General features: G+C 66.9%; 17 protein-coding genes. 8 read left to right on the forward strand and 9 right to left on the reverse strand.

Annotation, left to right across the window (positions count from 1 at the left end; all coding sequences use genetic code 11):
• Positions 1 to 10 precede the first annotated feature (10 nt).
• Complete coding sequence (locus tag KTR40_RS02345; protein WP_139027678.1) at positions 11 to 760, forward strand: 3-hydroxybutyrate dehydrogenase; 750 nt, start codon at positions 11 to 13, stop codon at positions 758 to 760.
• A gap of 77 nt (positions 761 to 837) precedes the next feature.
• On the opposite strand, the gene KTR40_RS02350 is transcribed toward KTR40_RS02345, so the two are convergent.
• The gene (locus tag KTR40_RS02350; RefSeq protein WP_228405170.1) at positions 838 to 1,101 is read right to left on the reverse strand and encodes a hypothetical protein; all 264 of its coding nucleotides are present in this window, start codon (positions 1,099 to 1,101) and stop codon (positions 838 to 840) included.
• A gap of 191 nt (positions 1,102 to 1,292) precedes the next feature.
• Entirely contained in the window at positions 1,293 to 1,682 is a 390-nt protein-coding gene (locus KTR40_RS02355) for a helix-turn-helix domain-containing protein (RefSeq protein ID WP_228405171.1), read from the reverse strand.
• Between the two features lie 98 nt (positions 1,683 to 1,780).
• On the opposite strand from KTR40_RS02355, the gene KTR40_RS02360 reads away from it, so the two are divergent.
• Positions 1,781 to 2,644, forward strand: coding sequence for an SDR family oxidoreductase (locus KTR40_RS02360; protein WP_228405172.1), 864 nt, complete (start codon positions 1,781 to 1,783; stop codon positions 2,642 to 2,644).
• Between the two features lie 177 nt (positions 2,645 to 2,821).
• Here KTR40_RS02360 and KTR40_RS02365 read toward each other — a convergent pair whose 3' ends face one another.
• Positions 2,822 to 4,303 carry an amino acid permease gene (locus KTR40_RS02365; RefSeq protein WP_228405173.1) on the reverse strand — a complete coding sequence of 494 codons (1,482 nt, stop codon included), beginning with the start codon at positions 4,301 to 4,303 and terminating at the stop codon, positions 2,822 to 2,824.
• A 616-nt stretch (positions 4,304 to 4,919) separates the two neighbouring features.
• Here KTR40_RS02365 and KTR40_RS02370 point away from each other — a divergent pair.
• From KTR40_RS02370 to KTR40_RS02385, 4 genes are all read left to right on the forward strand, one after another.
• Positions 4,920 to 5,726 carry an IclR family transcriptional regulator gene (locus KTR40_RS02370; RefSeq protein WP_228406232.1) on the forward strand — a complete coding sequence of 269 codons (807 nt, stop codon included), beginning with the start codon at positions 4,920 to 4,922 and terminating at the stop codon, positions 5,724 to 5,726.
• A gap of 203 nt (positions 5,727 to 5,929) precedes the next feature.
• Positions 5,930 to 7,636 (forward strand): urocanate hydratase, encoded by a 1,707-nt coding sequence (hutU, locus tag KTR40_RS02375; protein WP_228405174.1) that lies wholly within the window; start codon positions 5,930 to 5,932, stop codon positions 7,634 to 7,636.
• An 89-nt stretch (positions 7,637 to 7,725) separates the two neighbouring features.
• Entirely contained in the window at positions 7,726 to 9,318 is a 1,593-nt protein-coding gene (gene hutH, locus KTR40_RS02380; protein WP_228405175.1) for a histidine ammonia-lyase, read from the forward strand.
• Positions 9,319 to 9,480: 162 nt separating this feature from the next.
• Positions 9,481 to 9,717 (forward strand): hypothetical protein, encoded by a 237-nt coding sequence (locus KTR40_RS02385; RefSeq protein WP_139027685.1) that lies wholly within the window; start codon positions 9,481 to 9,483, stop codon positions 9,715 to 9,717.
• A gap of 97 nt (positions 9,718 to 9,814) precedes the next feature.
• Here KTR40_RS02385 and KTR40_RS02390 read toward each other — a convergent pair whose 3' ends face one another.
• The 5 genes from KTR40_RS02390 to KTR40_RS02410 all read right to left on the reverse strand — a co-directional run bounded on the left by KTR40_RS02390 (position 9,815) and on the right by KTR40_RS02410 (position 13,718).
• A complete protein-coding gene (locus KTR40_RS02390) occupies positions 9,815 to 10,075 on the reverse strand; it encodes a hypothetical protein (protein WP_139027686.1) in 261 nt (86 codons plus the stop codon).
• 144 nt (positions 10,076 to 10,219) lie between these two features.
• Positions 10,220 to 10,612 carry a universal stress protein gene (locus KTR40_RS02395; protein ID WP_139027687.1) on the reverse strand — a complete coding sequence of 131 codons (393 nt, stop codon included), beginning with the start codon at positions 10,610 to 10,612 and terminating at the stop codon, positions 10,220 to 10,222.
• Positions 10,613 to 10,669: 57 nt separating this feature from the next.
• Positions 10,670 to 12,208, reverse strand: a complete 1,539-nt coding sequence (locus KTR40_RS02400; protein WP_139027688.1) for a tripartite tricarboxylate transporter permease — start codon at positions 12,206 to 12,208, stop codon at positions 10,670 to 10,672.
• A complete protein-coding gene (locus tag KTR40_RS02405) occupies positions 12,208 to 12,711 on the reverse strand; it encodes a tripartite tricarboxylate transporter TctB family protein (protein WP_139027689.1) in 504 nt (167 codons plus the stop codon). The genes KTR40_RS02400 and KTR40_RS02405 overlap by 1 nt, the downstream gene beginning before the upstream one ends.
• Complete coding sequence (locus KTR40_RS02410; RefSeq protein WP_228405176.1) at positions 12,708 to 13,718, reverse strand: tripartite tricarboxylate transporter substrate binding protein; 1,011 nt, start codon at positions 13,716 to 13,718, stop codon at positions 12,708 to 12,710. Before KTR40_RS02410 ends, KTR40_RS02405 begins: the two co-directional genes overlap by 4 nt.
• Before the next feature lie 295 nt (positions 13,719 to 14,013).
• Here KTR40_RS02410 and KTR40_RS02415 point away from each other — a divergent pair, with 295 nt between their 5' ends.
• Positions 14,014 to 15,591 carry a sensor histidine kinase gene (locus KTR40_RS02415; RefSeq protein ID WP_228406234.1) on the forward strand — a complete coding sequence of 526 codons (1,578 nt, stop codon included), beginning with the start codon at positions 14,014 to 14,016 and terminating at the stop codon, positions 15,589 to 15,591.
• Complete coding sequence (locus KTR40_RS02420; RefSeq protein WP_139027691.1) at positions 15,588 to 16,256, forward strand: response regulator; 669 nt, start codon at positions 15,588 to 15,590, stop codon at positions 16,254 to 16,256. The genes KTR40_RS02415 and KTR40_RS02420 overlap by 4 nt, the downstream gene beginning before the upstream one ends.
• A 21-nt stretch (positions 16,257 to 16,277) precedes the next feature.
• On the opposite strand, the gene hutG is transcribed toward KTR40_RS02420, so the two are convergent.
• On the reverse strand, positions 16,278 to 17,252 hold the full coding sequence (gene hutG / locus KTR40_RS02425; protein ID WP_228405177.1) for a formimidoylglutamase: 975 nt from the start codon (positions 17,250 to 17,252) through the stop codon (positions 16,278 to 16,280).
• Positions 17,253 to 17,309 lie beyond the last annotated feature (57 nt).

Raw genomic sequence — 17,309 nt, forward strand, 5'->3', positions numbered from 1 at the left:
AGGCTGGGAAATGGAAAACACGCTGAACGGCCGCAAGGCACTGGTGACCGGCGGAGCCGGCGGGATCGGCGCTGCCAGTGTGCGCGCCCTCGCCGCACGGGGCGCCAAGGTGGTGATCGCGGACGTTGACGAGGCGGCTGCGGAAGCGCTTGCCGACGAGGTGGGCGGCACCTCCTGGGCGGTGGACCTGCTGGACGTGGATGCCCTTTCGGCACTCAGCCTGGACTGCGACATCCTTGTCAACAACGCAGGAATCCAGCGCATCAGCCCCATCGAGGAGTTTGAACCGGCCGATTTCCGCCGGCTCATCACCCTCATGCTAGAGGCACCGTTCCTGCTGATCCGGGCCGCGCTGCCGCACATGTATGCCAACAACTTCGGCCGGATCATCAACCTTTCTTCGGTCCACGGCATCCGTGCGTCCCCGTTCAAGAGCGCGTACGTTTCCGCCAAGCACGGCCTGGAAGGGCTCAGCAAGGTGACGGCGCTGGAGGGCGGGGCGTACGGTGTTACCTCCAACTGCATCAACCCAGGCTACGTCCGCACGCCGCTGGTGGAATCGCAGATAGCGGACCAGGCCAAGGTCCACGGCATCCCCGAAGCCGAGGTGTTGGCGAAGATCATGCTGACCGAGTCCGCCATCAAGCGGCTCGTGGAGCCGGAGGAAGTGGCTTCCCTGGTGGCCTGGCTGGCGTCCGACCACGCCGGCATGGTGACCGGCGCCAGTTACACCATGGACGGCGGCTGGTCGGCCCGCTAGCTCTATCAGCCGTACCGTTCCGCAGTTTTTGTCCAGATATGCAGGGCCTCCACAGCCCTGCATATCTGGACAAAAACTCAATCCAGCTGTTTGAGTTGCCGGTGGTCATAGAAGAACACGCCGTGGACGGTGTCCACACCCACGGATGTGCCCTGCAGGAACACCACCAATCCCTCGCGGCGCCCTTTGAAAGGGTCATCCGCCACTACGGCATCACCGATTTTGTAGGGTGACCGCGGGCCGAAGGACCTTGTGACGCGGTTCCATGCCTGCACCACTACCTGGCTCAGGCTGATTGGCTGGCCCATACTGGACGGGTCCCGGACGACGGCTCTGACCATGCATACCACTCCTCGAAAGCGGCGCACGGCCGCTCACCGCGGTGCAGGTGGCCGGAACGCTCCCAGCAGAGGGCGGCCCTCCCATTCCGGCTAAGCACCTTACGCCTAAGCTAGGCGCTATTCACATGCGTCACACCAGTAACAAGTACTCATTTTTTCTGGCGCCGCTACTTGCCAGCGGAAGCTCCTGTTCAGCGCTGGCCTTTCACGATGTCGTCTGCGTTCTCGAATGCCCAGGCCACCAGCGGGACCAGCAGGGTACTGAGCTCATAGCCGCGATCGGTGAGGCTGTAGTCCACCCGCGGCGGAATGACGGGCTGCGCGTCCCGGCGCACCAGGCCGTCCCGCTCCAGCGTCTTGAGGGTCTGGGCCAGCATCTTCTCGCTGATGCCCTCCGCGCGGCGCCGCAGATCGCTCCACCGCTGCTCACCCTCGGACAGGGCGAGCAGGATCAGGACGCCCCACTTGCTGGTGATGTGGTCCAGCACTGTCCTGCTGGGGCACCCCGCCGGGAAAACGCCGTCGGCAAGGGCCACCGGAAGGGGAGCGCTCTGCCCGGCACTGCCGGTACTTACTTTCATGACAGTACCTTACCTCAAAGTGCGTACTCTCTTTAGGGAAGTATTCCGGTGGGGGCGTGGTTGTCCACCATGACAGACAACCAACGGAAGGAACCTTCATGAGCATCGTCATCACCGGAGCAACAGGCAAGCTGGGCCGCCACGCCATCGAAGCGCTGCTGGAGCGCAACGTTCCCGCGGAGGACATCGTGGCCGCGGGGCGTTCCGTGGAAAAGCTGGCCGACTTCGCCGAACGGGGCGTGCGGGTCAAAGCGATGGACTACTCGGATGCCCAGTCAGTGGCGGCCGCCCTGAAAGGAGCCGGGAAGGTGCTCCTCATTTCCGGCAGCGAGGTGGGGCAGAGGGTGGAGCAGCACCGCACAGTAATCGAGGCGGCAAAGGCAGAAGGCGTTGAGCTGCTGGCCTACACGAGCATTGCCAATGCCGACACCACGGGCATGCTGCTGGCGGCTGAGCACCAGGCAACGGAGGCCATCCTGCGGGAATCCGGTGTTCCCTTTGTCCTCCTGCGCAACGGCTGGTACCTGGAGAACTACACGGACCAGTTGCCCGGCACGCTGGCCCAGGGCGGACTGGCCGGCAGCGCCGGGGAAGGCAAGGTGAGCGCGGCGTCCCGCGCCGACTACGCCCATGCCGCTGCCGCTGTGCTCGTGGCTGAAGGCCAGGCGGGCAGGGTCTACGAACTGGGCGGCGACAATGCCTTCAGCATGGCGGACCTGGCAGCCGAAATCACCGCTGCCACCGGCAAGGCCATCACCTACCAGGACCTCCCCGCACCGGAATATGCCGGACTGCTGGCCGGATTTGGAGTTCCGGAAGCATTCGCGGAAATCCTCGCCGATTCAGACCTCGGCATTGCCCGCGGCGACCTCCTGGTGAGCACCGGGGACCTCCGCCGGCTGATCGGCCGCCCGGCTACGTCGCTGTCCGAGGCGGTGCGCGCTGCCGCTGCGGCTGCCTGACCTGGCGCCGCCCCTCCCAACCCCCGCACTCCCCCCGCCCCAGGCGACGCTCTCTCACTTAATGCGCTGTTTCGGCCAGCGCCCTCTCACTTTCTCCAAGCGAGTGAGCGAAGGTCCGGCCAAAAGCACCATCAAGTGAGAGAGGGTCGGGTGGGCGTTGGGCCTGAAGGTGTTTGCTTACGGGGCGGGGGTGACCACCGGTAACGGTGAGGTTTCGTCCACAAGCTGCGCCCGCCGTCGTCCGTCACCCCTGACCCACAGCCGGTACGCCAGGACCAGCAGCGCCAGCCAGGTCCCGCCCACATAGAGCGCGATGCGCGTGTCCTCGAACGCGCCCAGGACGGCGATCGCCAGCGCCATGAAGGCGATGGTGAGAAGGGAGGCGCCGGGCCACCACGGCGAAGGGAATTCCGACGCCGGCAGGCCAGTCCGTGCGATCTCCCGCTTCATGGCGACATGCGAGGCGAGGATCATCACCCACACCCACACGGTGGCGAACGTGGCGATGGAGGCGATGAGGACAAACACGTCTTCCGGGATGACGGCGTTGAGGACCACGCCCACCAGGAGGATCGCGGCCATCATCAACACCGTCATCCAAGGGACGCCGTGCCTGGACACTTTGCCGAAGGCAGCGGGGGCGTGGCCTTGGCGGGACAGGCCGAAGAGGATGCGTCCGGCGCCGAAGATGTCGCTGTTGATGGCGGAGAGCGCGGCGGTGATCACCACAGCGTTGAGGATGTGCGGTGCCGCCGGGATGCCCAGCCCGCTGAAGATCTGGACGAAGGGGCTGCCGTTGCTGCCGATCCCGTCCCATGGGAAGAGGCTCATGAGCACCCCCAGCGTCAGGACGTAGAACAGCAGGACGCGCACCGGAACAGTATTGACGGCCTTGGGGATGACCTGCTTGGGGTTGGCGGCCTCTCCGGCCGTGATGCCGAGCGTCTCGATCCCGCCAAACGCAAACATCACGACGGCGAAGGATGCGAGCAGCCCCTCAAAGCCGAACGGGAAGAATCCCCCGTGTTCAACAAGGTTGCCGATGCCCGGTGCAACAGTGGAGCCGCCGGCCTGGAAGCCGAAAACGATGATCGCTGCACCGCCGGCGATCATGGCGATGATGGCCGCCACCTTGACCAGCGAGAACCAGAATTCCAGCTCGCCGAAGACCTTGACGCTGAGCAGGTTGAGCGCGGCCAGGAAAAGGATGATGGCCAGGATCCAGATCCAGCGTTCAACCTGCGGGAACCAGAAGCCCATGTAGATGCTGAATGCGGTGACGTCGGCGATGGCCACGATCGCCATTTCGAAGACGTAGGTCCAGCCTGTCACAAAGCCGGCCAGCGGGCCGAGGTAGCGGCTCGCGTACTGGCCGAACGAGCCGGAGACGGGATGCCGCACGGCCATCTCGCCGAGGGCCCGCATCACCATGAACACCGCGGCGCCGCCGATGATGTAGGCCAGCAGGACGGCAGGGCCGGCTTTTTGGATGGCCGAGGCTGAACCGTAGAAAAGGCCCGTACCGATCGCCGAGCCCAGCGCCATGAAACGGATGTGGCGCACGTTCAGGCCCCGGTTGAGGACGCTTCCGACGGCGGATGTTGCGGTTTGCTGTGCGGCCGGACTTGCGCTCCGGGTTGGGCTTGGTGCTGGTTGCATGCGAATAACCTTCTCGTCATTGGGAGGGGAACCGCTAACCAGCAGACCACTTTGCCGGGCGACGTGATGTGCCTCACGGGGGCTTGGTGTCTTTCATTCCAGATTGGACAGGTCGCTGCTTTCCGGTTCAGGTGGCGCGGGAAGGTGCCGCGATATCCACATAGGCAGGGATGCCGGAGGATTGGGTATCCAGGGACCACGGTCCTTGCTCCTCCTCTTTCGCCGGGGACGGCGCCGCTTCAGGGCTGGAAGGTGAGCGCGCTCCAAAGCGGCCGCTTCGAGGAACCGAACGGCCTTCGGCCCGATGCCGTGCATCGCCAGCAGTTTCCTGCGGCCAAGTGAAGCTGCCTCGGCCAGGGAAGTGATTCCCGCCTCAAGCAGGGCGTTGTCGGCGGGCCGGCCAACAGGGGGCAGGTCCCCGATCTGTGCAGGAACCTTCCGGTGCTCATGCCTGGCCTGTCCGGCATACCAGACACCTTGCGCGCGTTCCGGAGCGTTACGAAGCCGCAGGAGGCGCAAGCTTAAGTACGGGATCCCGGACAGCTCTGGGGGTACCGCCGATAACCAAGGAGGACAGGTGTTGACTACGGAGGCAGGGCCGCAGGCCGGCAGCGGCATGAAGGCGGCGCCGAAAGCGGCCTCAAAGGTGACGTCCAAGGTCCCCGCCGCAGAGAACACGCTGCGCATCCTCAAACTGCTGGCATCGCGTCGGGGTCCCATGGCGGCGTCGCAAATTGCTTCCTCCCTGGGCCTGCCCCGCTCCAGCGTCTATCACCTGCTGGGCGTGATGGAGGCCAACGGCTTTGTGCTCCACCTGCACGCGGAGCAGCGGTACGGGTTGGGCATCAGCGCGTTCGAGCTCAGTTCCGCCTACTCCAGGCAGGAGCCCCTGTCGCGGCTGGGCCGCCCATTGCTTGCCTCCCTGGTGGATGCGCTCGGCGAGAGTTCCCACCTGGCGGTGCTCCACGGGCGGGACGTGCTGTACATCGTGGAGGAACGGGCCAAAAACCGCCCCTCCCTGGTGACCGACGTCGGCGTCCGGCTTCCCAGCCACCTCACCGCGAGCGGCCGTGCCATCCTTGCAGCGCTGCCCAAGTCCCAGGTGCGTGCGCTGTACCCGAATGCCGCGGCCTTTACTGCCCGGCATGAGGTGGAAGGCGCCATCATGAAGTACTCGGCACTGTCCTCCCACCTGGACCAGGTCAGGCAGCGCGGCTACGCCACCGAACACGGCGAGGTCACGCCCGGCTTCGGCTCCATCGCCGCCGCAGTCACGGACCACTTGGGATGGCCGACGGCGGCAGTCGCCGTGACGTTCCTCGAGGACAAAGTGCCGGCCGAGCAGTGGCCCGTCCTGGCTGGGCGCGTCCAGAAGGTCGCCGACGAACTCTCGGTGCGGCTCCACGGCCGCCCCGCAAAGTAGCCCAAACCCCAATTTTCCCTGTCACTCCTGGTCCCCGTTCGGGCCCTTCGACGACGACAAGTGATGGCGCAAGCGGGGGAGGGGGAGCCGTCTGGAATCCCGGACAGGGCCCCTCCAAAACCCCTATAAAGCCCTTCCGCAACGGGCTTTAGTTGATACAGAACTTCTTCCACACCACAGACACGAGACGAAAAGGAGCCACCATGGCACCCGCCGATTTCACCACCGGTGCCCGCCCGGTCAAAGCAGCCCGCGGCACTGAGCTCACCGCCAAGTCCTGGCAGACCGAGGCGCCGTTGCGGATGCTGATGAACAACCTGGACCCGGAAGTGGCAGAACGCCCCGATGACCTGGTGGTCTACGGTGGCACCGGCCGCGCCGTCCGTAGTTGGGCTGCGTTCGATGCGATCACCCGCACGCTGAAAACCATGGAGAAGGACGAGACCCTCCTGGTCCAGTCCGGCAAGCCGGTCGGTGTGTTCCGCACCAACGAATGGGCACCGCGCGTGCTGCTGGCGAACTCCAACCTCGTCGGCGACTGGGCCACCTGGCCCGAGTTCCGCCGGCTCGAGGCCGAAGGCCTGATGATGTACGGCCAGATGACCGCCGGGTCCTGGATTTACATCGGCACCCAGGGCATCCTGCAGGGCACGTTCGAAACCTTCGCCGCAATCGCCCGCAAGCTGACCGGAGACGAGAACGGCACCCTCGCCGGCACGCTGACCCTGACGGGAGGCTGCGGCGGCATGGGCGGCGCCCAGCCGCTGGCCGTGACCCTGAACGAGGGCGCCTGCCTGATTGTCGACGTCGACGAGACCCGCCTGCGCCGCCGCGCCGGCAAGCGCTACCTCGACGAAGTGGAAACAGACCTCGACGCCGCCATCGCCAAGGTGCTCAAGGCCAAGGAGGAGCGCCGCGGCTGGTCCGTGGGCTACGTGGGCAACGCTGCCGAGGTCTTCCCCGAGATCCTCCGCCGCCACCGGGCAGGCGAGCTCACCGTGGACATCGTCACCGACCAGACCTCCGCGCACGATCCGCTGTCCTACCTGCCTGAGGGAATCTCCGTGGCCGAGTGGCACCGGGAAGCCGCAGCCGACCCCGAAGGATTCACCAAGAAGGCCCAGGCATCGATGGCCAAGCACGTCCAGGCCATGGTGGAATTCCAGGACGCCGGCGCCGAGGTCTTTGACTACGGCAACTCCATCCGCGACGAAGCCCGCAAGGGCGGTTATGCCCGTGCGTTCGAGTTCCCCGGCTTCGTCCCGGCCTACATCCGGCCCCTGTTCTGCGAGGGCCTGGGCCCGTTCCGCTGGGTGGCCCTGTCCGGGGACCCGGAGGACATCCGCGTCACCGACGAAGCGATCAAGGAACTGTTCCCGGAGAACAAGCACCTGCACCGCTGGATCGACGCCGCTCAGGAACGCGTGGAGTTTGAAGGCCTCCCGGCGCGGATCTGCTGGCTCGGCTACGGCGAACGTGCCAAGGCCGGGCTGCTGTTCAACCAGCTCGTGAAGGAAGGCAAGGTCAAGGCCCCCATCGTCATCGGCCGCGACCACCTGGACTCCGGCTCCGTCGCCTCCCCGTACCGCGAAACAGAAGCCATGGCCGACGGCTCGGACGCCATCGCCGACTGGCCCCTGCTGAACGCCCTGCTCAACACCGCCTCCGGCGCCACCTGGGTGTCCCTGCACCACGGCGGCGGCGTGGGCATCGGCCGCTCCATCCACGCCGGCCAGGTCTCCGTCGCGGACGGCACCGACCTCGCCGCGCAGAAGCTCGAGCGCCTCCTCACCAACGACCCCGGCATGGGCGTTATCCGCCACGCCGACGCCGGCTACGAGCGCGCGCTCGACGTCGCCAAGGAACGCGGCGTCCGCATCCCGATGCAAGAGTCTTCCGAGACCAACTAGTCCATCGATTGCTCCGTACCCGTCGTTTCGAGCCCTGAAAACGGCAGGTAGGGAGCAATCGATCCCCACACACCACAAAAGTAGGAATCATGACCATAACAACCCACGAACCGCTGACCGTCACCCTCGGCTCCAGCGGCGTCACGCCCGAGGATGTGCTCGCCGTCGCGCGCCACAACGCGAAGGTGGCCATCTCCGCGGAAGCGCTGGAAACAGTTGCGAAGGTGCGCGCGCACATCGACGACCTCGCCGCCAGTGACGTCCCGGCCTACGGCATCTCCACCGGCTTCGGCGCCTTGGCCAACCGGCACATCCCGAACGAGCTGCGCACCCAGCTCCAGAAAAGCCTGATCCGCAGCCACGCCGCCGGAATGGGTCCGGCAGTGGAACGCGAAGTGGTGCGCGGGATCATGTTCCTGCGCGCCAAGACCCTGGCGTCCGGCCGCACCGGCGTCCGCCCCGTGGTCCTGCAGACCATGGTGGACGTCCTCAACGCCGGCATCACTCCCGTGGTCCGCGAGTTCGGCTCGCTCGGCTGCTCGGGCGACCTCGCGCCGCTGTCCCACTGCGCCCTGGTGCTCATGGGCGAGGGTGAGGCGGAAGGGCCCGACGGCGTGAGGTATGGCGGGCGGGGAGAGCGGCCTGTCGCCGAGCTGCTTGCCGGACACGGCATCGAGCCCGTGACCCTCGCCGAAAAGGAAGGCCTGGCCCTGGTCAACGGCACCGAAGGCATGCTGGGCATGCTCCTCATGGCCATCGCGGACCTTCGCCAGCTGCTGACGACGGCGGACATCACCGCCGCGATGAGCGTGGAGGCTTTGCTGGGCACCGACCAGGTGTTCCTGCCGGAGCTGCACGCCGCCCTTCGTCCGCACCCGGGGCAGGCCGCAAGTGCTGACAACATGCTGCGGGTCCTGTCCGATTCCCCCATCGTCGCGTCCCACAAGGTGGGAGATTCCCGGGTCCAGGACGCCTACTCGCTCCGCTGCGCCCCCCAGGTGGCCGGTGCGGTGAGGGACACCGTTGACCACGCCGAATTGGTGGCCTCCCGGGAACTGGCCGCGGCCATAGACAACCCCGTTGTCCTGCCGGACGGCCGGGTCAGCTCCAACGGCAACTTCCACGGCGCCCCGGTGGCCTACGTCCTGGACTTCCTGGCCATCGCCGTCGCGGACCTGAGCTCCATCGCGGAGCGCCGGACGGACAGGATGTTGGATCCGGCCCGCTCGCACGGGCTTCCGGCCTTCCTTGCGGCAGATCCCGGCGTGGACTCCGGCCTGATGATCGCCCAGTACACCCAGGCCGGCCTGGTCTCGGACAACAAGCGGCTTGCTGTTCCGGCGTCCGTGGATTCCATCCCGAGCTCCGCCATGCAGGAAGACCACGTTTCGATGGGCTGGCATGCCGCCCGCAAGCTGCGGAAGGCGGTGGAGAACCTGCGCAGGGTCCTGGCCATCGAGCTGGTGACGTCGGCACGCGCCCTCGACATTCGAAGCGGGCTCTCCGGCGGGGTCTTGACGCCGGGGCCTGCGGGCGCCGCCGTCATCTCTGCCCTCCGTGGCGTGGTGGACGGACCAGGGACGGACCGCTTCCTGTCACCGGAACTGGAGGCGGCGGACCGGCTGCTGGCCTCGGGCGAGGTACGCCGGGCGGCCGAATCCGCCGTCGGAATCCTTGCCTGATTCCGAAGGATCTTCAGCGCCTGCGCACTCGGCGTCCACTTGGTGGAATTTCGTCCGACACGGCCCGCTCTGGGGCGCCGAGTGTAGTAGAACTGAAGGTGTAGTGAAAGTCACATCAAAGAGGCTGTGGCGCCGAACGTATACAAAGGGGTAGAAGTTCAAATGAAAGCACGTGGGGCAGTCCTATCAAGGCGCAATGCCCATTCCGCCGCTGTTTCCGACTGGAAAACCCTCCAGGCCGGGGACCACGTCGAGATCATCAAGCATGCGCATGTGGTGGCCGCCGGGGAGGTGGAAGAGGTGTCCCAGAGCGGCAACGTTCTGTGGCTGGTGCCGGCCGGTCCGTCGGAGAAACAGCTCTTCCTGAAATCCGACGGCGTGCAGGTGCGCCGCGGCTAGCAGCTCCCGGAAGCACAACGACAGAAATCCCCGCCTACTGCACAAGCAGGGCGGGGATTTCGTTGCGTCCGGGACAAGCGCCCGGCAGCGTTGCTCGTCAGGCGGCGATGGCCTCGTAGGTCTCGCCGAACGGTACTGATTCATCCAGGGCTACTGTGTAGCGGCCGGGGTGCAGCCTGGTGACCAGGATGCCGCAGGAGGCTTCCTGCGCGGCAACCTCAATAAGCTCGGACACGGCTTCTTCCAGCCCGGCGTGGACTTCACGCGCGGTGGAAAACTCCAGGTCGATGGACCTGGCTGCCGGTGCTTCGGCGGGGGAGGAAACGGCGGGGTCGCGTTCCATGGTGGCTGTAGTCATTGGGAGAACTTTCTGTGTTTCATGCCTAAGGGCCCTCCCATTCTACCGGCTGCTCCGGCCAAACGTCAGATGACTGCTCTTTGGCTGCCCGGGAACCACGGAATCCAGCCCCGGGAACGCGTCGCCCGGGCGGCCTCAGCAGCCTCAGCCGGCCTTGACCGCCAGGACAGGGCAGTCGGCCTCCAGCAGGATCCGCTGCGACACGCTGCCCATGATGAGCTTGCCCACGGGCGTCCGCCGGCGCAGTCCGATCACGATCAATTCGGCGTTGTGTTCTTCCGCGGCGTCCAGGACTTCGGCGGCGGCGTCGTGGCCGCGGACCGGCTGCTTGATCACGTGCTGGATGCCCTGGATGGCCAGGCGGTCCTCGATGCTCTGGATCTCCGGCTCTTGGGCATACCGGTTGTCCACCAGCGCGTCGCCCTTGGAAGAGTTGATGACCAGCAGCGTGGTGTTGCTCTTCCGGGCTTCGGCAATGGCCTGGGTCAGGGCGGCTTCACCCTCGGGGGTCGGGACGTATCCCACCACGATCGTCATGGTATCTCCTTGTATATGCTGAATGTGGGGCTTCGGTTTCGGCGGACTGCCGGGCGGTCAGTCGCTGTAGTCTGCTGCCCCGGAATTGGCGGGCAGCAGTGAACTGCGCGCCGGGCGGTTCCGCCGCACCAGTTTGAAGAGCAGCGGCCAGGCCAGGATGAGCCCCACGATGATGTAGATCACGACGGCGATCGGCTCGCTGAAGAGCCCTGCCGGATCGCCGGCGCTGAGCTGCAAAGTCTTGCGGAGCTGGCCTTCGATGCGCGGGCCCAGGATGACGCCGAGGATGAGGGGCAGCACGGGCAGCCCGAACCGGCGCATCATGAACCCGAGGGCACCGAGCACCAGCAGGATCACCAGGTCGAACGCCTGCAGGTTCACCGAGTACGCGCCCAGCGTGGCAAAGAAGAGGATGCCCGCGTACAGGTACGGCCGGGGGAGCTGCAGGAGCTTGGCCCACAGGGGAGCCAGCGGCAGGTTGATCAGCAGGAGCAGCAGGTTGCCGATGAACAGGCTTGCGATCAGCGCCCACACCAGCGGTCCCTGGCTGGAGAACAGCTGCGGGCCGGGCTGGATGCCGTAGGAGGTGAAGGCTGCCAGCATGACGGCGGCCGTGGCGTTGGTGGGCAGGCCCAGTGCCAGCATGGGCGTGAGGGTGCCGGCGGCGGCAGCGTTGTTGGCCGCTTCCGGCCCGGCGACGCCCTCGATGGCGCCCTTGCCGAACTCTTCCGGGTGCTTGGTGAGGCGCTTCTCGGTGACGTAGGAGAGGAACGTGGGGATCTCGGCGCCGCCGGCGGGGAGTGCGCCGAACGGGAAGCCGAAGGCGGTGCCGCGAAGCCATGGCTTCCAGGAGCGGCTCCAGTCCTTCTTGCCCATCCAGGGCCGGCCCACGGGAATGACGTGCAGCGGCGTGCGGCGCAGGTGGGCTGCAACCCAGAGGGCTTCACCCACGGCAAAGATGGCCACGGCCACCACCACGATGTCCAGGCCGTCGGCGAGGAGCGGCTGGCCGAAAGTCAGGCGGCGCTGGCCGGTGACCGAGTCCATACCCACCAGGCCGATGGCCAGGCCGAGGGCCAATGAGGCGAAGCCGCGCAGCCGGGACGAACCCAGGACCGCGGTGACGGCCAGCAGGGCCAGGACCATGATGGCGAAGTAGCTGGGCGCACCCAGGCTCACGGCGAACTTGACCACGATAGGGGCGCAGACGGCCAGCAGGGCCGTGCCGATGGTGCCCGCGACGAACGAGCCGATGGCCGCCGTCGCAAGCGCCTGCGCCGCGCGTCCCGCCTTGGCCATTTTGTTGCCCTCGATCGCAGTGACCACGGACGACGATTCACCGGGTGTATTCAGCAGGATCGATGTGGTGGAACCGCCGTACATGCCGCCGTAGTAGATGCCGGCGAACATGATGAAGGCGCTGGTGGGTTCAAGGGCGTAGGTGACGGGCAGGAGCAGGGCCACGGTCATGGCCGGGCCGAGTCCGGGGAGGACTCCGACGGCGGTGCCCAGGATGACGCCGATCACGGCGTAGAGGAGATTCATGGGGGTGAGGGCGGTGGCGAAACCGTCCATCAGTGAGGACCAGACGTCCATCAGAGGATTCCTTCCAGGAGTCCGGCGGGCAGTGCGATGCCAAGGCCGAGGTAGAAGCCGTAGAAGGTCAGCAGGGACAGGGCTACGGAGATGAGCCCGTCGCGGATGTAGCGCCGGCTGCCCAGTGCCAGGACGCTGCCCCAGAACAGGACGGTGCCGGAGATGACCCAGCCGGCCCAGTCGATGAGCAGGATGTTCAGGATGAAGGCTCCCGCCAGGGGCAGGACGGTTTTCCAGTCGGCGGGGTGGGTGAGGTCAACGTCCTCGCCGCCTTCCGCCTCGCCCTGGCCGCCCCGCATCACGTTGATGGCCAGCAGGACCGCGCATACCACCAGCAAGCCGGCCACGATGTACGGAACTGTTTTGGGACCCACGGGGTCCGACTGGGAGTACGGGGTTACCAGGCCGTTGGCGTCCAGGAAGACAAGGACGCCGGCCGCGCCGAGCAGGAGGGAAACTCCCAGCTCGGCGCGGCCCTTAAGGCCTGTGGTCAGGGAGCTCACGCCAACCCAAGCTTGGTGAGGACGTCCGCCACCCGCTTGTCCTGCTCGGTGAGGAACGTTTCAAACTTGTCGCCGGTGATGAAGGCGTCAGTCCAGCTGTGGGTCTTCAGCGCTTCCTTCCAGCCCTCGGTGGCGTGCATCTTTTCAAGGGCTGCGATCAGGGATGCCTTGTCAGCGTCGCTGATGCCCGGAGGCGCCACGATGCCGCGCCAGTTGGTGAACACCAGGTCGATGTTGGATTCCTTCAGCGTGGGGGCGTCCACGCCCTCAAGGCGCTTTTCGCCGCTGGTGGCCAGGACCCGGACTTCGCCGGACTGGATCTGCTGCAGGTACTCGCCGGCACCGGAGGCTGCAAAGCCAAGCTTGTTGCCGAGGATCGCAGGCAGGAGGTCCCCGCCGCCGTCGTAGGAAACGAAGTTCACCTTGGTGGCGTCGATGCCCACGGCGCCTGCGAGCTGCATGGGCAGGAGGTGGTCGGGGCCGCCGGGGGAGGAGCCGCCGCCCACGGAGATGGAGCCCGGGTCTGCCTTCCAGGCCTTCACGAGGTCGTCGATGGTCTTGTAAGGGGAATCCTTGCTGACCATGATGGCGCCGGGCTCTTCGATGAGCCGTGCAAGCGGGGTGGTCTCGGTCAGCTTGGACTCCGACTTGTTGGTGTAGCTGGCTCCTACCACGCCAAGGCCCATGAGCATGGCGAGGTCGCCGTTGCCCTTTTCGTTGACCACTCGGGCAAGGCCCACGGTGCCGCCGGCGCCGGCGAGGTTGAAGACCTCGGTGTTGCTGGTGATCTTCTCGTCCTCGAGGACCTTGGCCGCAGCGCGGGCAGTGGTGTCGTAGCCGCCGCCCGGGGTGTTGGGGACCATGATCTGCAGGCCGGTGATGGGCCCGGCTGCGGCGCTGGAGCTTTCCGCGCCGGTGGAGCTCTTGCCGGTGGCGCCGCAGCCGGTGGCCATAAGGGCGATGCCGGCGGCGACGGCGGCGACTCGCAATGCGCGGATCTGGCGCATGGTGTTCCTCTTCTCAGTAATGCAATTCTCTACAGGATGATCAGCGGACCTGATCTGTGCTTCCGATGCTAGGGCCCGCAGTGACGGACCTCACTCTTGTGTACGCAGAGAAAGTTAAGTTCATTGCGTTCACGTTTCCGGCGCCCCACCTTGGCGCTGGACAGCGCTAATGGCGGGGCACGGGTGGGATATAGTTCCCGGTACTGCCGCAGGGCCGGCCAAAGCACCAGGACCAGGCACCAGGATCAGGCATCAAAGAACAAAAGGAATTCCCGGAGTGACTCGACGAAGAGGAATGTCCCTCGCCGGACAGTACCTTGTGCTGCAGTTGCTGATCGTCCTGGCCGTGCTTGTGGCGGTGGTGGCCATCTCCCTTGCCCAGTCCGCTGCCGCCTTTGAACGGACGGAAGGCCGCAGGGCGCTCTCTGCAGCTGAAGCCCTCGGCAACAACCCGGCGGTACGGGCGCTGCTGCCGGATGCCCAGCCGCGGGTCGGTTCAGCGCTCCCGGCAGTGGCAGAGTCCGTCCGCACCGTCTCGGGCTCGTCCAACGTCACGCTTGCCAAGCTGGACCGCACGGTGGTGGCCTCCAGCGATCCCGGCCTGCTGGGCAACCCGCTGGAACTGGGGGCCAGCCGGGTCATGGAAGGGCGCGCCTGGACCGGCGTGGTGGACCAAGGCGGCAACGCCGTCCTGTCCGCCCACGTGCCGGTCCTCGATGATGCGGGAAAGATGATCGGGATCGCCGCCATCGGCCGCAATTACCCGTCCACCCTTGAACGGCTGGGAGACGCCGTGCCCAACCTCTTGACATACCTCGGCGTGGCCAGCGTCCTGGGCGTTGCCGGGTCCCTGCTGCTCGCCCGCCGCGTCAAGCGGCAGACCCTGGGCATGGAGCCCAGCGAGATCACCGGGCTGGTGGAAAACCGCGAGGCGATGCTGCACGGACTGAAGGAAGGCGTGGTGGCGCTGGACCCCAATGAGCGCGTCACCGTGGCGAATGACAGCGCACGGAAACTGCTGGGCCTGCCGGCGGACTGCGTAGGCAAGAGGCTCGCGTCCCTGCCCGTCGACCCGGCGCTCAAGGTGGTCCTCACCCGGGAACAGCCGGACCCGGACCAGCTGGTCCTGGTGGGGGAGCGGCTGGTGGTGCTCAACCGTGTTCCCATCCGTTCGCGCGGCCGGGACATCGGCTCCGTCACCACGCTGAGGGACCGGACGGAGCTGTCCTCCCTCGAGCGTGAGCTCGGTGCCACCCGGACCGCCACGGACACGCTGCGCGCCCAGGCCCACGAGTTCGCCAACCAGCTGCACGTCATCTCCGGCCTGATCCAAATCGGCGAATACGATTCCGTGGTGCAGTTCGTCAACGGCGCCACGGTGGACCGGACCAGGCTGAATGACGAAGTGACCAGCCGGATCCAGGACCCCGCGCTCGCCGCCCTGCTGATTGCCAAGTCCAGCCTCGCCACCGAACGCGGCGTGGCGCTGCAGCTTGACCCCGCGTCCACGCTGCGCCCGGTCAGCGACGAGCTGTCCCGGGACCTCACCACGGTGGTGGGGAACCTGGTGGACAACGCGTTCGACGCCGTCACGGGGCTTCCGGAGGCCGCCGTCAGGGTGCTGGTGGAGGACGGCAAGGACCACGTCACCGTCACCGTCCGGGACACCGGGCCAGGGGTTCCCGGCGAGGCCGTGGAGGACATCTTCCGGCAGGGGTTTTCCACCAAGGAAGCAGGGCCCGCTGAGGGCCGCGGCTTCGGGCTGGCCCTCTCAAGGGTGGTCTGCCGGCGCTCCGGCGGGGACCTGACGGTGGCGAATGACAACGGCGCAGTCTTCACCGCACAACTCAGGAGAGGGGCAATGAAGCCATGATCAACGTGCTGATCGTCGACGACGACTTTATGGTGGCCAAGGTCCACGCCGGCTTCATCCAGCGGACGCCGGGCTTCACCGTGGTGGGGGTGGCCCACACCGGGGCCCGGGCAGTGGTCGAAACAGAACGCCTGCAGCCGGACCTTGTGCTGCTGGACATCCACCTGCCGGACATCAACGGGCTGGAGCTAATGCACCGGCTGCGGGAGGTTGCCCCCGAACTCGACGTGCTGGTGATCAGCGCCGCCCGGGAAGTGGAGACCGTGCGCAAGGCCCTCCGCGGCGGCATCGTGCACTATCTCATCAAGCCGTTTTCCCAATCCGACCTCCAGGAGCGGCTGGAGCATTACCGGAGCGCCTACCATGGCCTGGACTCAGCCAAGGACGTGGCCGAGCAGTCGGACGTCAACCGTGTGTTCGGCCTGGACCGCACGGACCGGCCCCTTCCCAAGGGCTGCAGCATCGAAACGCTCAAGCTCGTGGAAGCCACCCTCAACTCCGCCGAAGGCGATCTCTCCGCGGCTGAGGTCGCGGAGCAGCTCGGAACCTCCCGCGTCAGCGCCCGCCGCTACCTCGAGTACCTGCACGACGAAGGGACGCTGGAGGTCAGGCTCAAGTACGGCGTGGGCCGGCCGGAGCGGCGCTACGTCCTCAAGGGCCGGTAGCCGGCCCCCGGGAGGTCCGGCTCAGCGCAGCAGGGTGTCCAGCAGGCGCGCCGCCACCCGTGCGGTCCGGCCGTCGATGTCAAACTCCGGGTTCAGCTCCGCGATGTCGAGGTGCACCAGCTTCCCCGACGCGGCCACCTGCCGGCACACCGCACTGATGACAGGCAGCGGCACGCCGTACGCGGCGGGTGCGCTCACGCCCGGCGCCACCGCGGCCGGCAGCACATCAAGGTCGATGGTCAGGTACAGCACGTCGACGCCGGCCAGGAACCCCGCCACGAAGTCCCCGACGCGCTCCGCACCGCAGTCCTCGTCCAGCAGGTACTGCACGCCCAGCATCCGGGCAGTATCGAAGAGGGCGCGCGTGTTGTTGGGTTCAGAGATTCCGACGACGGCGTAGCGGAAATCGCGCCCGGCGGCGGCTTCAGCGCGGGCCATCTGGAGGAACGGTGTCCCGGAGCTGGGGGCGGGCTCGTCGCGCAGGTCGAAGTGGGCGTCGAGATTCAGGATGCCAAGCCGCTGCCCGCCCTGCACCGCCGCGGAGGAACTGACCCCCAGGTAACTGGCAAACGCGGTCTCGTGGCCGCCGCCCAGCACCGCGGTGAGCTGTCCGGAGTCGAGCAGCGAGGTGACAGCCCGGCCGGCCCGTTCCTGGCCGGCTTCAAGCGCGCCGCCGGACACCACGACATCCCCCGCGTCGGCCACGGTCCGGTCCAGGTGGAACGCCAGGGGCCCCAGGGCGTTGCGGATGGCGGCGGGCGCTGCCGCCGCACCGGGGCGGCCCTTGTTCCGGCGCACGCCCTCGTCGCTGGCGAAGCCCAGCAGGGCAACCGGTTGTGGTGTCTGTTCCACGCCCCCGCGAAGGGCACCCGCCTCCGCCTCGCTTCCATACGGAACCACCGCCTGCCACCAGCGGCGGTGGCCGACGTCGTCGCCGTCGAACCTGCCCTTCCAGGGCTGGGGCGGGACATCAACGGCAGGTATCGAAAGGGCCATGTCCCCAGCTCACCGCATGCGAACCGCGAAAACCAGCAGCGCCGCCGTCGTGATGTC

Origin of the sequence: Pseudarthrobacter sp. L1SW, assembly GCF_020809045.1 — a bacterium.
In the GTDB taxonomy this organism is placed as follows: domain Bacteria; phylum Actinomycetota; class Actinomycetes; order Actinomycetales; family Micrococcaceae; genus Arthrobacter.

Coding starts and splice junctions, on each gene's coding strand:
- hutG (WP_228405177.1), bottom strand. CDS start 17,252: ATGGCCCTTTCGATACCTGCCGTTGATGTCCCGCCCCAGCCCTGGAAG.
- hutU (WP_228405174.1), top strand. CDS start 5,930: ATGGCACCCGCCGATTTCACCACCGGTGCCCGCCCGGTCAAAGCAGCC.
- KTR40_RS02385 (WP_139027685.1), top strand. CDS start 9,481: ATGAAAGCACGTGGGGCAGTCCTATCAAGGCGCAATGCCCATTCCGCC.
- KTR40_RS02400 (WP_139027688.1), bottom strand. CDS start 12,208: ATGGACGTCTGGTCCTCACTGATGGACGGTTTCGCCACCGCCCTCACC.
- KTR40_RS02395 (WP_139027687.1), bottom strand. CDS start 10,612: ATGACGATCGTGGTGGGATACGTCCCGACCCCCGAGGGTGAAGCCGCC.
- KTR40_RS02360 (WP_228405172.1), top strand. CDS start 1,781: ATGAGCATCGTCATCACCGGAGCAACAGGCAAGCTGGGCCGCCACGCC.
- KTR40_RS02355 (WP_228405171.1), bottom strand. CDS start 1,682: ATGAAAGTAAGTACCGGCAGTGCCGGGCAGAGCGCTCCCCTTCCGGTG.
- KTR40_RS02345 (WP_139027678.1), top strand. CDS start 11: ATGGAAAACACGCTGAACGGCCGCAAGGCACTGGTGACCGGCGGAGCC.
- KTR40_RS02370 (WP_228406232.1), top strand. CDS start 4,920: ATGAAGGCGGCGCCGAAAGCGGCCTCAAAGGTGACGTCCAAGGTCCCC.
- KTR40_RS02420 (WP_139027691.1), top strand. CDS start 15,588: ATGATCAACGTGCTGATCGTCGACGACGACTTTATGGTGGCCAAGGTC.
- hutH (WP_228405175.1), top strand. CDS start 7,726: ATGACCATAACAACCCACGAACCGCTGACCGTCACCCTCGGCTCCAGC.
- KTR40_RS02350 (WP_228405170.1), bottom strand. CDS start 1,101: ATGGTCAGAGCCGTCGTCCGGGACCCGTCCAGTATGGGCCAGCCAATC.
- KTR40_RS02415 (WP_228406234.1), top strand. CDS start 14,014: ATGTCCCTCGCCGGACAGTACCTTGTGCTGCAGTTGCTGATCGTCCTG.
- KTR40_RS02410 (WP_228405176.1), bottom strand. CDS start 13,718: ATGCGCCAGATCCGCGCATTGCGAGTCGCCGCCGTCGCCGCCGGCATC.
- KTR40_RS02390 (WP_139027686.1), bottom strand. CDS start 10,075: ATGACTACAGCCACCATGGAACGCGACCCCGCCGTTTCCTCCCCCGCC.
- KTR40_RS02365 (WP_228405173.1), bottom strand. CDS start 4,303: ATGCAACCAGCACCAAGCCCAACCCGGAGCGCAAGTCCGGCCGCACAG.